This is a genomic window from Bradyrhizobium manausense, assembly GCF_018129685.1.
Classification (GTDB): Bacteria; Pseudomonadota; Alphaproteobacteria; order Rhizobiales; family Xanthobacteraceae; genus Bradyrhizobium; species Bradyrhizobium manausense_D.
On sequence record NZ_JAFCLG010000015.1, the window covers coordinates 49,310 to 62,403 of the forward strand.

Annotated in this window: 13 protein-coding genes and 1 pseudogene; 7 read left to right on the forward strand and 7 right to left on the reverse strand. The window is 63.5% G+C overall.

The features are described from left to right. The first annotated feature begins 65 nt into the window (after window positions 1-65). From JQ621_RS26600 to JQ621_RS26610, 3 genes are all read left to right on the forward strand, one after another. Window positions 66-845, forward strand: a complete 780-nt coding sequence (locus tag JQ621_RS26600; protein WP_212238620.1) for an NAD kinase — start codon at window positions 66-68, stop codon at window positions 843-845. 87 nt (window positions 846-932) lie between these two features. Continuing rightward, entirely contained in the window at window positions 933-1,478 is a 546-nt protein-coding gene (locus tag JQ621_RS26605) for a response regulator (RefSeq protein ID WP_008133731.1), read from the forward strand. Window positions 1,479-1,508: 30 nt separating this feature from the next. Further along, window positions 1,509-2,087 carry an Hpt domain-containing protein gene (locus tag JQ621_RS26610; protein WP_212238622.1) on the forward strand — a complete coding sequence of 193 codons (579 nt, stop codon included), beginning with the start codon at window positions 1,509-1,511 and terminating at the stop codon, window positions 2,085-2,087. Window positions 2,088-2,210: 123 nt separating this feature from the next. On the opposite strand, the gene JQ621_RS26615 is transcribed toward JQ621_RS26610, so the two are convergent. Next, entirely contained in the window at window positions 2,211-3,386 is a 1,176-nt protein-coding gene (locus JQ621_RS26615) for a DUF2336 domain-containing protein (protein ID WP_212238624.1), read from the reverse strand. A 157-nt stretch (window positions 3,387-3,543) separates the two neighbouring features. Next, a pseudogene (locus JQ621_RS26620) lies at window positions 3,544-4,603 on the reverse strand (lytic transglycosylase domain-containing protein). Window positions 4,604-5,110: 507 nt separating this feature from the next. Here JQ621_RS26620 and JQ621_RS26625 point away from each other — a divergent pair. Continuing rightward, the gene (locus tag JQ621_RS26625) at window positions 5,111-6,592 is read left to right on the forward strand and encodes an outer membrane protein (protein WP_212238630.1); all 1,482 of its coding nucleotides are present in this window, start codon (window positions 5,111-5,113) and stop codon (window positions 6,590-6,592) included. 99 nt (window positions 6,593-6,691) lie between these two features. Here the strand turns inward: JQ621_RS26625 and hisI are convergent, their stop codons facing one another. Together hisI and folE are read right to left on the reverse strand one after the other, a co-directional pair. After that, window positions 6,692-7,114 carry a phosphoribosyl-AMP cyclohydrolase gene (gene hisI / locus JQ621_RS26630; RefSeq protein WP_212238632.1) on the reverse strand — a complete coding sequence of 141 codons (423 nt, stop codon included), beginning with the start codon at window positions 7,112-7,114 and terminating at the stop codon, window positions 6,692-6,694. Between the two features lie 29 nt (window positions 7,115-7,143). Then, window positions 7,144-7,836 carry a GTP cyclohydrolase I FolE gene (gene folE, locus JQ621_RS26635; protein WP_212238635.1) on the reverse strand — a complete coding sequence of 231 codons (693 nt, stop codon included), beginning with the start codon at window positions 7,834-7,836 and terminating at the stop codon, window positions 7,144-7,146. Between the two features lie 243 nt (window positions 7,837-8,079). Here folE and JQ621_RS26640 point away from each other — a divergent pair, with 243 nt between their 5' ends. Further along, on the forward strand, window positions 8,080-8,535 hold the full coding sequence (locus tag JQ621_RS26640) for an iron-sulfur cluster assembly scaffold protein (protein ID WP_212238637.1): 456 nt from the start codon (window positions 8,080-8,082) through the stop codon (window positions 8,533-8,535). Between the two features lie 16 nt (window positions 8,536-8,551). Here the strand turns inward: JQ621_RS26640 and JQ621_RS26645 are convergent, their stop codons facing one another. Then, the gene (locus JQ621_RS26645; RefSeq protein ID WP_212238641.1) at window positions 8,552-9,454 is read right to left on the reverse strand and encodes a COG3904 family protein; all 903 of its coding nucleotides are present in this window, start codon (window positions 9,452-9,454) and stop codon (window positions 8,552-8,554) included. Window positions 9,455-9,684: 230 nt separating this feature from the next. On the opposite strand from JQ621_RS26645, the gene yidD reads away from it, so the two are divergent. Continuing rightward, the gene (yidD, locus tag JQ621_RS26650; RefSeq protein WP_212238644.1) at window positions 9,685-10,023 is read left to right on the forward strand and encodes a membrane protein insertion efficiency factor YidD; all 339 of its coding nucleotides are present in this window, start codon (window positions 9,685-9,687) and stop codon (window positions 10,021-10,023) included. Between the two features lie 91 nt (window positions 10,024-10,114). Next, a complete protein-coding gene (locus tag JQ621_RS26655) occupies window positions 10,115-10,327 on the forward strand; it encodes a hypothetical protein (RefSeq protein ID WP_212238647.1) in 213 nt (70 codons plus the stop codon). On the opposite strand, the gene JQ621_RS26660 is transcribed toward JQ621_RS26655, so the two are convergent. Beyond that, a complete protein-coding gene (locus JQ621_RS26660; protein ID WP_249125592.1) occupies window positions 10,328-11,530 on the reverse strand; it encodes a hypothetical protein in 1,203 nt (400 codons plus the stop codon). A gap of 26 nt (window positions 11,531-11,556) precedes the next feature. Continuing rightward, window positions 11,557-12,912, reverse strand: coding sequence for an APC family permease (locus tag JQ621_RS26665; protein WP_212238652.1), 1,356 nt, complete (start codon window positions 12,910-12,912; stop codon window positions 11,557-11,559). Between the last annotated feature and the right edge of the window lie 182 nt (window positions 12,913-13,094).

Below are 13,094 nucleotides of genomic sequence, written 5' to 3' on the forward strand. Positions count from 1 at the left end.
AGGCCCAGGTCGTATAGACGACCTCGGCGGAACTTTCTCAAGCCAGCGGCCCTGCCCCGGAAGCCATGACCAAGCCATCGCGATACGACCGGATCGCCTTCGTCGCCAGCCCGAGCAACGAGGCAGAGGCCGCCTTCCACCAGCTCACGGCGCAATACGGCAATTGCAATCCCGACGAGGCCGACGTCGTGGTCGCCCTCGGCGGCGACGGCTTGATGCTCCAGACGCTGCACCATCATATGCGCTCGGGCAAGCCGATCTACGGCATGCACCGCGGCACGGTCGGCTTCCTCATGAACGAGTACTCGGCGCACGACCTGCGCGGGCGGCTCGAGGCGGCGCATGAATCCGAAATCAATCCTCTGCTGATGCGCGCGACCGACGTCAACGACCGCGTCCACCTGCACCACGCCATCAACGAGGTCTACCTGTTCCGCCAGACCTCCCAGGCGGCGCGCCTGCGCATCCTGATTGACGAGCGCGAGCGCATGCCGGAGCTGATTGCCGACGGGATCATCGTGGCGACGCCGGCAGGCTCGACCGCCTACAATCTGTCGGCGCAGGGCCCGATCCTGCCGATCAACGCGGCACTGCTGGCGCTGACGCCGATCAGCGCCTTCCGGCCGCGGCGCTGGCGAGGCGCCCTGCTCCCCAACACCGCCTATGTCGTGATCGAGGTGCTCGAAGACGACAAGCGGCCCGTCGCCGCGGTCGCCGACCACGAGGAAGTGCGCAGGGTCCGGCGCGTCGAGATCCTGTCGGACAAGACCATCTCGATGCGCATGCTGTTCGACCCCGGCCACAGCCTGGAAGAGCGCATTTTGCGCGAGCAGTTCGGGTATTGAGCCGCTGCCCGGGCGCCCTTTCGCAACGCTTCGTTAACCCTCGGCACGATATGGTTAACGAAGGTTGACCGCTTTGGCCCGGGCGTCATGTTTCGCATCGACTTCAACAAGCTGCGCTTTCTCGTCTGCGACGACAATCCGCACATGCGCCGCATTCTGCGGACGCTGCTGCATTCGTTCGGCGCCCGCGAGGTGTACGAGGCAGAGGACGGCGCGACCGCGCTCGAAATGTACAGCCACTATGTGCCCGATATCGTCATCACCGACTGGGCGATGCCGATCTTCGACGGGCTCGAGCTCGCGCAGATGATCCGGCAGCCGGAATCCAAGGGTAATCCTTACGCGCCGATCATCATGCTGACCGGTCATTCCGAGAAGCGCCGCGTCACCGTCGCGCGCGATGCCGGCGTCACCGAATTCCTGGCCAAGCCGATCTCGGCCAAGGGCCTTTACCAGCGCATCCTCAACGTCGTCGCCAGTCCCCGTCCCTTCATCAAGACCAAGACCTATTTCGGTCCGGACCGGCGCCGCAACACCAACTCCGCCTATATGGGCCCGGAGCGCCGCGTCGGCGAAAAGCACGAGGTGCTCCAGCAGCCCTCGCTGCTCGACAAGGCCCGCTCCTCCATCTAGCGCAACGTCAGACACGACGAGGCAGGCATCATGGCGAAGAACAGCGCAAAGGACATCGAGGTCAAGGCCTTCGCCACGCATCAGGTCATCACGCAGCCCAATCCGCTGCGTAAAGTTCTGCGCCGGGTCGAGGAAAAGGACATGGACGATCCGGTCGGCCGCGCCGAGCAGGCGCTTGCCGGCCTGTCCAGCGAGTTCAAGGACTGGATGACCACCGAGGTCAATCGGCTCTCGACCGCCTACGTCGCCATCCGCAACGACGGCTTCACCAAGGAACGGCGTGACGAGCTGTTCCATGCCGCACACGACATCAAGGGCGACGCCGCCACGTTCGGTTTTCCGGCCGCTGCCGGGGTCGCCGAGAGCCTCTGCCGCGTGATCGAACACGCGCCGGATCTGGAAAGAGTGCCGGCCGAGCTGTTCACGCACCACATCAACGCGATCCTCGCTATCGTGCACGAGAACACCAAGCTCGACAGCATCAGCGTCTCCGCCGAACTCAGCCGCCGCTTACGCAAGGTCGCCGACGACTATCTCGCCGATGTCAACCGCGACCGTCCCGAGCATCTCGAAGTGATCCTGGCACCGAGCATCGTGCCGGCGGAGTAGCGGCTCACTGGTATTGCAAGCGTGGTAGGGCGGGTTAGCGAAGCGTAACCCCACCTCTTCTCTGTCTAAACGGAAAGTAAGATGGTGGATTACGCCTTCGGCTAATCCACCCTACCCACCTGTCTACGCGGCGATCAGATCGTCATACCTGGGATCAACTGCGTCTTCTGCGACCAGCTCGTCGCAGAACAGCCTCGCCTCTTCGCGCGCGGATTCGGTGGCGAAGCGGCGGAGCAGGACCATGAGCGGCTCGGTGGCGCCGCGGTCGGTCTCGCAATGGGTGAGCACGCGCTCGACCATGCGGCGGCGCAGGCGCGCCGCGGTGTCGTCGGTGTCGACAAAGCCCTGCTCGTGACAGGCATCGAGCGCGACCTGGAATGCCGCGAACGTCGTCTCCGGCAATCCGGCGCGACGGAGCAGCGCCTGCAGGCTGTTGCCGCCGCGGTCGTGCAGCAGCGCGGTGACGCGCGCCAGCGGCAGGTCGGCCAATTCGGCAAGGGCCGCGTCAAACAGGTCGAGATTGCTCGACAGCAGCGCGCGCAGGATCAGGCCCGCGGTGAGCTGTCCGGTGATACGCAGATGCTTCACCAGGCCTTGCATGTCGTCGCCGCGCGAGCGTGCTGCGATGTTGATGGTGGAGCGATCGCGCGCCTCGATCGTCACGCGCTCGGCGCGGTCGGCGCTGAGCCAGTTCCGCGCCACGACGAATTGCGCCAACGTCTCGGAAAGCTTCGCGACCAGCGCGGCGCGCGTCGCGGCTGGAATGTCGTCCAGCACCAGCATTGCCTCGCGGATCGCCGCGAGATGGCCGTGACGCTCGACAATGCGCGTCCAGGAGAACGGCGCCAGCTCCGCGTGGGGATTTTCGATCAATTCCAGCGCGGCCGCCGCGCAGCCGACCTCGGCGATGGCGGCGCAGACGGAGACCGGCAGCGCGATGCGACGCGCGACCGCACATTGCACCTCGTCATTGCCGGTCGCAACGATGTCGACGAGATCGGCATCGATCAGCAGCGGCGAATGTTCAAGCACTGGCAGCGCCACGGTCGGCTGGTCCGCCGACAGCGCCCGCACGATCGATGCCGGCGCATCCGTGCTGCGCGCAAAGGCCTCGGCCATCGCCTGCCGCACCAGCGGCGAGGGATCGTCGAGCAACATCAGCAGCGCGCCTTCGGCGGCGACACGGTCGTCATGGGAAAGGTCCGAGATCAGCCAGGCCCGGGCCAATGCCCGCGTTGCCTCCGCCCGCTCGCCGGCGGGCGCGGTCCTGATCCAATTGATGAACTGCCGAACAATCATGCTGCTTCCGGCTTACGCAACGAAAAACGAAACGGTGACGGCGCGTCACCTGCAACACAAAATAAACCACGACGCTTAACAAAGCGTTCACCATAACTGGCTGGTTTTATTGATGATTTGTTAAGGCCTGGAAGCAGCCCAGAGGCCTTGCCGCGCGCTAACTCGAGAACGTGCCACTGCGATCGCTGAAGAGATCGAGCGGCTGCGGCGGCCGCACGTCCGGCGTGGTGGACGCAATGGACGTCAGCGAAGCGTTGTTGCCCCACAATTTCTGCACCGTCGTCGAGACCGGCTGCGTCGCTTCGCCCGGCTGATAGATCGATCGGAACGCCGGTGCAGTCGGCGTACTATCCGCAACCGTCGTCGAAGTTGTCGCGCTCACGGGCGTCACTGAGCGTGAGTCAGGGAAGGTCTGCAGATAGGCAGCGCTGTTGACCATCGGCGCGGTGGGCTGCACGCCGTTGGCGGCGGCAACCTGCGTGGTCGACGGTGTGTCGCCATACATCGCCATGGCGCTGCGCGTCGATCTGGCGTTCGCAGCGCTGGCGTAACGTGCATTCAGCACCGAATAGACTTCGGAGACGCTGCGCGCACGGCCGTCCTTGGCATAGAAGATCGAGCGGTTCGCGGATGCCGCATTGGGAAACAGCCGCGCACCGACAGCTTGCGGATTGTCCTCGGCATTGGCGATCAGTTTCGCCGCGCCACCGACGCCCATGAAATGCGCCATGTAGAGCTCGCTGTCGGACGGCCGGCGACCGAGCAGACCGGTGAGCTTGAAACTGTTGGACTGCGTCAGCGCCGCGGCCATGCTGGATGCGGCCTCCGGATCGTCGCGCAGCTTCATGATCGAGCGCTTCATGAAGGGATCATCGACGGTGTAGCTGCCGGACGACGTCCTGGTGATGGCATCGGAATAATTGCCATAGCCGAGTTGGGGGCCCGCCTCCTTCACCGTACCGAGCCAGGTCTGGTCGATGAACTGATAAAGGCCATGGGCGGACGAGGTGCTGGCGCCGGCGGAGGGATCGAAATCCGATTCCATCTTGGCGGTGGTCAGCATGTATTCGAAGCTGACGCCGGTCTGGTTGGAGCCGTGCTTGATCGCGCCAGCGACGCGCCTGAAGCCGTCGGTCGCGGCTGTCTGCGAGGCGCTGGAATTGTCGACCGACATGATGGACTTGCGCGCCCCGCGCGGCGTTGAGCGGCGCCGGCAATTCGGCGGCCTGATCGTCCCACCGTGGGACATTTATGGTTAATGCGGGGTTAAAAAAATTTGTCGGACGCCCCCGGTCATTCCGGGGCGCGGGACGCCGCGCGAACCTGTGTCGGCGACGCGCCGATCAGCTTGCGCCGCAGCCGAATGTCCACAAGCCGCGCCCCCCGCCGGATAGTCAAGAATCGCCGGGGCGCCACGTCGACCGATGCCACTCATGCCGGGGGTTATCTCGTGGCCTCGCCGCCGGCCTGAATGGAGACGTGACCGAATAGCAGACGTCGTCATTCTCGTCGCCACGATGCGTGCACCCCACGCGAGCGCTTTTCGTCCCGCCTTTGTCCGGTCCCTGTGTGATTTTTACATCGCGTGCGCAGAACCTGCGCGGATTTCCCTCCAGTCCTATCCGCGCTTCACTCCCGTCCAAGCTATCCCCGCCCGCTCCGTTCTAGTTTGCGACGATGGATGAAATGCCCAACCGCCTTGGTCTTACTGCTGGAGATTGAAGATGAGAAAGTTCGTGCTCTGTCTGACCGCAGTTGCGGCGATGACGGGGTCCGCGTCGGCGGCAGACCTGGCGACCCTCAAGGCGCCGGTTGCTGCCGTTCCGGTCGCAAGTTGGACCGGCTGCTACGTCGGTGCCGGCGGCGGTGGTGCCTACACGGCCAATGATCATGATGATCGATCAGCGAGCACACCTTTCTTTGATCGCAATGAGACCGCCAGTGGGCGCGGCTGGTTCGGCACGATCCAGGGCGGATGCGACTACCAGTTCAGCAACTGGGTTGTCGGTGGCTTTGCGGACTACGACGTCATGGACGTGACAAGCGATCTTGGGTTCGACGGCTCCTTCCAGTTCGCACGGAGGGTCGGCTCGCAGAAGCAGGACCGGCAATGGGCTGTGGGTGCGCGTGCCGGCTACGTGGTGTTGCCGCAGTTGCTGACTTACGTTTCGGCGGGCTACACGCAGGCGCATTGGCAGTCGACGGATCTCGCTCCTGGCTTTATTCCCCTCAACTTGCCCGGAGCGACCCTGGGTGGCTGGTTCATCGGTGCCGGCGACGAGTATGCCTTGGGCTTGCTGCCCGGCCTGTTCTGGAAGACCGAATACCGTTACTCCGAATTTGATCGGACCACTGTTCCTGTGGCTTACACGCCTTTCGCCGCCCCGCCAACCGCGATCCTGACGACCGAAAAATTCCGCGAGCACAGCGTCCGCAGCGAGCTCGTCTACCGCTTCAACTGGGGCGGCTCTGCGACCGCAGCAGCCGATCCGGCTTCAAAGCTCTACACAAAGGCTCCGGTTGCTGCTGCTCCGGCCGCGAACTGGACAGGCTGCTATGTCGGCGCTGGCGGCGGCGCCGCCTACACAGCGAACGACCACAACGAGTATGTAACCGCGACGGGGCTTGCCGCCAGTGGCAATGAATCCGCCGGTGCGTATGGTTGGTTTGGCACGGTTCAGGCCGGCTGCGACTACCAGTTCAGCAAGTGGCTTGTCGGCGCCTTCGGCGACTATGACTTCATGGATGTGAAGGGCGACATTGGATTCAACGGTGCTGGGGGCAGGACCGCCGGCTCGCAGAAACAGGATGGACAGTGGGCCGTAGGCGCCCGAGCCGGCTATGCGATGTTACCGCAATTGCTGACTTATGTCTCGGCCGGCTACACACAGGCCCATTGGCAATCGGCGGATCTGTTCGTCCCCACACTTGCTACGCCTTCTGTTAATATGCCTGGGACTACCAAAGGTGGATGGTTCATCGGTGCCGGCGACGAGTATGCCTTGGGCTTCCTGCGTGGGCTCTTTTGGAAGACCGAGTATCGCTATTCGGAATTCGATCGGGCAAATGTGCCCGTCAGCTTCACGCCCGGCCTGGGCGGAGGCCCAACCGGATTTTCGGTAACCGAGAAATTCCGCGAGCACAACGTGCGCAGCGAACTCGTCTACCGCTTCAATTGGGCTGGACCTGTGACCGCGAAGTACTGATCCGACAGCGGATGCAGTTCCCAAAGAAGCCCCGGCAGGGTCCGGACCTTCTTCGTTGTGGCCATCCGCATTCCGGGGCCCGCTTCGCGTGCCACGACGTTACTTTTTGTACACCGCGCTCGGATCGAACAGCCGCTCGGCGTCGACGAAGACGAGCTTCGCACCACCGCCCTCGGCCTCCACCTTGCGATAGAAGCAGGACCGGCGGCCGGTGTGGCAGGCAGCCCCTATCTGCTCGACGCGAAGCCAGACCGCGTCCTGGTCGCAATCGGTGCGAATCTCGATCACCTGCTGGGTCTGACCTGAACTCTCACCTTTTCGCCACAAGGCGTTGCGCGAGCGGCTGAAATACCAGGCCTCGCCGGTCGCGATGGTCTTGCGCAAGGCTTCGTCGTTCATATGCGCGACCATCAGCACGTCGCCGGTCGCGACATCGGTTGCGACGCAGGTGACGAGACCGGCCGCATCGAATTTCGGCCGGAAGTCGAGGCCTTCTTCAAGGTCGTGGGAGTGAGCGGACACGTACGTCCTCGCTTGGTCTGTTCGCGAGGTCAGCGCGTCAGGCCTCGCACCATGGACAGAAAACGGGCCTGCTCCGCCGGATTGTCGCGGAACATGCCGGTGTAGCGGCTGGTGAAGGTGGAGGCGCCATGCTTGGCAACGCCACGCACCGACATGCAGGTATGCTCGGCCTCGATCAGGACGGCAACGCCACGCGGCTTCAGGATCTCGTCGATCGCGGCCGCGATCTGCGCCGTCAGATGCTCCTGGGTCTGGAGCCGGCGGGCGAAGATGTCGGTCAGGCGCGCCAGCTTGGACAGGCCGACGACGCGTTCCACCGGCGTATAGGCGATGTGCGCCTTGCCGTAGAACGGCATCATGTGGTGCTCGCACTGGGACGTGAACTCGATGTCGCGCACCAGCACGAAGTCGTCGTAGCCGGCGGTCTCGCCGAAGGTGCGGTCGAGCACCTCGGCCGGACACTGGTGATAGCCCTGGTAGAGCTCGTCGAAGGCCTCGACCACGCGGCGCGGTGTGTCGAGCAGGCCCTCGCGCTCGGTGTTCTCGCCGATATAGGCAAGCAGCGTCTTCACGGCAGCTTCCGCCTCGGCACGCGCGGGGCGCGGCTGGTCGGCGCGGACGGCCGCCGCGAGGAATTCGGCAGGATCAAGCTCGGCCGGACGGCTCTCGGGCTGCCTGTCGGCGGGCTTGCTGGGTCGGATGGATTTGATTGCAACGTCCATGTCTACTCCGTTCGACGGCCTTGCGGCCGGAGTGTCACCGGCAGACGGGGCGGACAAGCCGCCGGACGCCTGAAGAGCACAGTATTCGGCGAAGGTGGTCACTTGGCAACAACGCCGGCCGCGCAGATCTGGATCACCGCCAACGCACCGCCGGACTGTTTTTCCGCCAGTTCCGACCCTATATAGGACCGTGGACGGCGCCCGCCAAGGCCGATCCGGCCCGTAAGTGTTGGACTCCATCACATGCTGAACGACATCTATAACAAGCGCATCATCGAGCTCGCCGGGAATATTCCGCGCCTCGGACGGCTATCGGACGCCGATGCCACCGCGACGGCCCACTCCAAATTGTGCGGCTCGACGGTAAAGGTCGACCTCAAGATGGATGGGGACACCGTCACCGATTTCGCGCATGACGTGAAGGCCTGCGCTCTGGGCCAGGCCTCTTCATCCATTATGGCAAGTCACGTGGTCGGCTCGACTGCGAGCGAACTCCGTGAGTTACGCGAAACCGTTCGCAAGATGCTGAAAGAGAATGGCGCTCCTCCTCAAGGTAAATGGGAAGAGATCAAGTTTCTCGAGCCGGTCCGCGACTACAAGGCGCGCCACGCCTCGACGCTGCTGACCTTCGATGCCGTGGTCGATGCGATCGGCCAGATCGAGGCCAAGGCGAAGCAGCCGGCCACCGCGCAGGACTGAGACGGAACTGAAGGTGTTACTTCTGCGGTGCCACAGCCGGTGCCGCAACCCCGCCCGTCGGGACCACCGCTTCCGCCGTCTTGGTCGACTTGGCAGGCTGAGGCTCGGGCTCCTCTCCGAACCGAGCCTGCGTCTTCGGCGCCAGCTCGGCCATCGCAGGGGCGGTAACATCGACATGCGGCAGCACGTCTGCCACCAGATCGGTCGTCACCAGATTGGTGAACTTCAGCTCCGCCGCGTCGAGCTCATGCAGATCTTCCCAAGGCGGCACGTTGAGCGCGAGCGACAACAGATCCCCCGCCCCGCCCATATCGAAGGTGTATTTGGCGAGCCGGCCGATATCGCGTTCCACGATCATCAAATCCTGCGCGGTGTAGCTCGCCGCCTTGGCGTCATCGGCGCGGTCACCCATCCATATCTGATGGACGCGGACATGGGCCGCTTCCGGCACGTAGCGCTTCTTGCCGGCCAGCAGCAGAAACACGCACATGGACTCGCAATAGGCTTCCGAGGCAACCGCCGGACGGCCGCTCTTCCCGCCGCTATTCTGCAATGTGGTACCGACCGTGGTCAGAAGGCCGAGATTGCGGAAGCGCCGGCCGAGCGTGATCGCGTCGTTGACGGAACCGCCGCTGGAGTCGAGCACCACGGTCGCGCCGCCAAGCTGGCGGCCGCGGGCGAAGTCGTCAAAATCTTTCGGAGTATCGGCGGTGATGATGCCGACAGCGCTGACCCAACCGCGGCAATTGGGTTCGCAGGACACCCAGCCGAATTTCATCGGCAGCTTGCGCTCCTCGAGCGAGGCGCCGGCCCGGGCCGGCGAACCGAAGGTTGCGACGGCTCCGGCCAATACGACCCCGCAGGCGGCCGTTCCCACCAGCAACCAGCCGCGAAGGTTGAGCGACTTCAGAACTCTCAAACTGGTTCCTTCCCCAAGCCCCAAAAGCAATCAGGTCAGCACCGTTTCAACGTTCCCTTGAGTCTACACATGAACGTCACAAAAATGGTATCCGGGGGAATACAGATCGTCCATAGGTACTTGCTGCACTGCTCCCTGAAAGCAGACAAAATATGGCGCGGACACAACAGCGCGCTGTTCCCTGCACTGGAACCGCGCAACAGAGCGCTCAGGATGTCGGCACAGCGCACATGAAGCAATCAACCTGCGAGCACTGTTCCGCCCACGTCGCCGAAGTGCTGCGGCTGCCGCGCCGATTCGGCCGCGCTTTGATCTGGCTCTACCGGCATACACTATCGCCTCTGGTCGGCTACAACTGCCGGCATCTGCCGACATGTTCAATTTACGGCGATGAGGCGATCGAGCGGTTCGGGCTCTGGGCCGGAGGCTGGATGACGCTTGCCCGCGTGTTGCGCTGCAATCCTTTCGGCACGTCGGGCATCGACAACGTGCCTCTCAATGTGCCGCAAAACGCGCGCTGGTATTTGCCATGGCGCTATGCCCGCTGGCGCGGCGTCAACGCTTCGTAAGCATGCTGCAGTGCTTTGCGCATCGCTGCTCTGACTGGAACCGGAACTTTCCCCTCGCGTTATTGTGATGCTCCCCAGGGAGGAAACAACAATGCGCTGGAAAATCAGCCCCAACTTTCACTTCGGGTTCGGTCCACATCCCAAGCTTCATCCGAGGGATCACGATCCCCGAACCATTGATGTGCTCGCGATGATCGCGCTCCTGACACTCGTGCTCGGCTCCGGCTGGTATCTGGCAACAAGTCTTGCGATGCCACCCAGCACGACGGCATTCATCGTGCCGAGCCAGAACGTGCACTGGTAGCTAGCGGAACCAAAAAAAGCGGCCGGGCGGCGGCGGGATTGGCTCGGGTGGACGCGGTCGCTTCGGCCGCGGCGGTTTCGGCGGCGGCTCGGCGGACGAGGTGGTCTCCGCCGTCGGCGTCGCGTCGCTCCCCGCGACCTTCACCGACAGCAGCAGATTCGACTCATGCATCCGCCAGCGATAGCCGACGCCGAAATCGATCGGCTGGGCCCGCGTGAACAATTCGGCGTAACGCTCCTGATAGCGCCCCGGGAATTCGCCGATCGGACCGAGATAGCGGCCGAACGGGAAGAAACGCCACTGCCGCGGATTGTAATTGGCGAGCGGAATACCGGAATCGTCCTGGATGATGGTCGCGCTGTTGGCGAGCAGCCAGTCGCGCGCGACGGTAAAATTGCCCGCGTGCAAGAGATACGACGCGCTCTTGATCAGGCTGTTGCCGGGTCCGAGCGTCTCGCAGAATTTCAAGAAGCCGGCCGCCCGAGCGCCGGAATTGGAAAGGTCGGTCGAGAAATAATACAGCGTGCGCGCCTCTCCATCGGGACCGGCGAAGCTGATGCGGACGCCGCGCGTGGCGTTCGGCCCCGGATTCTCACTGCCCGTATGCACTCCACCCTTGTCGTCGAGCGCGACCATCTCGACGTTGCGGATGGTTTTGCCGGAGCGCGCCAGGAACACGTAGAGGATCGGCAAGGTGCCGTTGACCTGGTTGCTGTGCAGGTCGACCTTCATCTGCTTGGTGATGAAGAATGAAAAGCTCAGGATCGAGCCCAGCGAACGCTCGACATTGTAAAGCGCAGCATCGACCGAGCCACGCGACATCCTGGTCAGATCGGGCACCGCACCGGCCGGCTCCAGCGCGCCCAGCACATAGGTGCTGGCCTTGGAATAGAAGGCATTGGCGTAGAGAAAGTCCGGGCCGCTGAACAAATAGAACATGGTCGGCCGCGGCGCGGCGAGATTGACGTCGGACCAGTTCCGGATCTTCGACAATTGCCGCTGCTCGAGCTGGCCGAAGGCGCCGTCGAAGAATTTTGCGTGATGCTGCCAGGACGGATCCTTGGTGAGCGGCACCAGCGGCGAGTCCGTCGATGGCTGCATGCCCGCAAGGAAGCGCGCGGTGTCGTCGAATGTGACCTCGGCCGCACGCGCGGACGAGATGGCCGCAGCCACAAGGGCAAGAGCGACGGCCGCAAATCTCATGGGTCGAAACATGTCTATTCGCGATGTCATGAATTGGCAGCGGCGACCGGCCGCCTGCGGAAAACAGCATAAATCAACAGGCCCGAGAGCATGACCAGCATCCCCGACAGCGACTGCACCGGCCGCTCGGTCAAAAGGTAGTACATCATGAACGCGGTCACGAGCAGGAATATCAGCGGCGTGAACGGGTATCCCCAGGTGCGATAGGGTCGCGGCAGGTCGGGATCGGTGATGCGCAGCTTGATGACCCCGGCAACGGTGAAGAACGAGCAGAACAGCAACGCGAACTGGATGAAGTCGAGGACGGCCTCGAAGCTGCGCGTGAACAGCAGCAGGTTCGAGACTGCGAGTTGAAACAGGATGGCATAGGCCGGCGCGCCCGTGGTCGACTTGCGCGAGAACACGCGGAGCGCCGGGATGTCCTCCCCCATCGTCATCATCACGCGCGGGCCGATCCACATCATCGCGCTGATCGAGGAGATCAGGCCGACACAGATCATCGCGCCGACGATCCGGCCGCCGAGGCTGCCGAAGATGGCGCGGCCGGCGACGCTTGCAACGTCGAGCTGGCCGGCCAGCGCGCTTGTTGGCGTCGAATAGAGAAACACCGCGTTGAGCGCGACATACAGCACCAGCACGATCAGCGTGCCCGCGAGCAGCGCGCGCGGCAGGCTCTGCTGCGGCGTGTTCATCTCGCCGATGATGTAGGTCGCGGCATTCCAGCCCGAGAACGAATACATCACGAAGACGAGCCCGATCGCGAACGGTGCACTGACGATATGGGCGAAATCGCCGGCATGCGGCGCAAAGGAGATCGGCTGCGGCGTACCGATGACGAAACCGGCGACGAGGAAGGCGACGATCAGCACGACCTTGAGGATGGTCGAGATCAGCTGGAAGGTCGAGGAGTGCCTGACGCCGGTCAGTTGCACGATCGAGACCAGCCAGACCACGCCGATCGCGAGCGGAATCGGCGGCACCTCGGGTACGACGGACTTTGCGTATTCGCCGAAAGCCATGGCCGCGAGCGCCACCGGCGCTGCAAAGCCAACCGTCGCCGAGACCCAGCCGGCGAGAAAACCAAAGGCCGGGTGATAGGCACGGCCGAGGAAATTGTACTCGCCGCTCGAGCGCGGAAACATCGCGCCAAGCTCGCTGTAGGAGAACACCCCACACAGCGCGACGATGCCGCCGACGGTCCACAGCGCGAGGATCGAAAAGCCGGACGGGATATCCTTGACCTGAAAGCCGAGGCTGGTGAAGACGCCGACCCCGATCATGTCGGCAACGACGATGGCCGTTGCAACCAGAACGGAAACCCCAGTACCGCCTCCGGTCAGCCGCCCGGTCCAGGGCGTGGTTCCCGCATCTGATGCCGTCATCTGGGTCCTTCGCCTCAGGCGTCGAGCCTCGTGGGAGGCATCGTGCAGATTGGCTCAGTCAATTCAAGCAGGGTTAACAAGGGCTAAATGAGGCGGTCACAATAGGTATTTGGCCACCCTTTATGCCCGCTCTTGGGCAATAAACCGCGGTCGACCGCAGAACTACGCGTTTTCCTCCCACA

Excerpts from the sequence above, each read along its gene's own strand:
- JQ621_RS26660 (WP_249125592.1), bottom strand. The coding sequence starts at position 11,530 with ATGAGATTTGCGGCCGTCGCTCTTGCCCTTGTGGCTGCGGCCATCTCG.
- JQ621_RS26655 (WP_212238647.1), top strand. The coding sequence starts at position 10,115 with ATGCGCTGGAAAATCAGCCCCAACTTTCACTTCGGGTTCGGTCCACAT.
- folE (WP_212238635.1), bottom strand. The coding sequence starts at position 7,836 with ATGGACGTTGCAATCAAATCCATCCGACCCAGCAAGCCCGCCGACAGG.
- JQ621_RS26665 (WP_212238652.1), bottom strand. The coding sequence starts at position 12,912 with ATGACGGCATCAGATGCGGGAACCACGCCCTGGACCGGGCGGCTGACC.
- JQ621_RS26610 (WP_212238622.1), top strand. The coding sequence starts at position 1,509 with ATGGCGAAGAACAGCGCAAAGGACATCGAGGTCAAGGCCTTCGCCACG.
- JQ621_RS26600 (WP_212238620.1), top strand. The coding sequence starts at position 66 with ATGACCAAGCCATCGCGATACGACCGGATCGCCTTCGTCGCCAGCCCG.
- JQ621_RS26625 (WP_212238630.1), top strand. The coding sequence starts at position 5,111 with ATGAGAAAGTTCGTGCTCTGTCTGACCGCAGTTGCGGCGATGACGGGG.
- yidD (WP_212238644.1), top strand. The coding sequence starts at position 9,685 with ATGAAGCAATCAACCTGCGAGCACTGTTCCGCCCACGTCGCCGAAGTG.
- JQ621_RS26615 (WP_212238624.1), bottom strand. The coding sequence starts at position 3,386 with ATGATTGTTCGGCAGTTCATCAATTGGATCAGGACCGCGCCCGCCGGC.
- JQ621_RS26605 (WP_008133731.1), top strand. The coding sequence starts at position 933 with ATGTTTCGCATCGACTTCAACAAGCTGCGCTTTCTCGTCTGCGACGAC.
- JQ621_RS26640 (WP_212238637.1), top strand. The coding sequence starts at position 8,080 with ATGCTGAACGACATCTATAACAAGCGCATCATCGAGCTCGCCGGGAAT.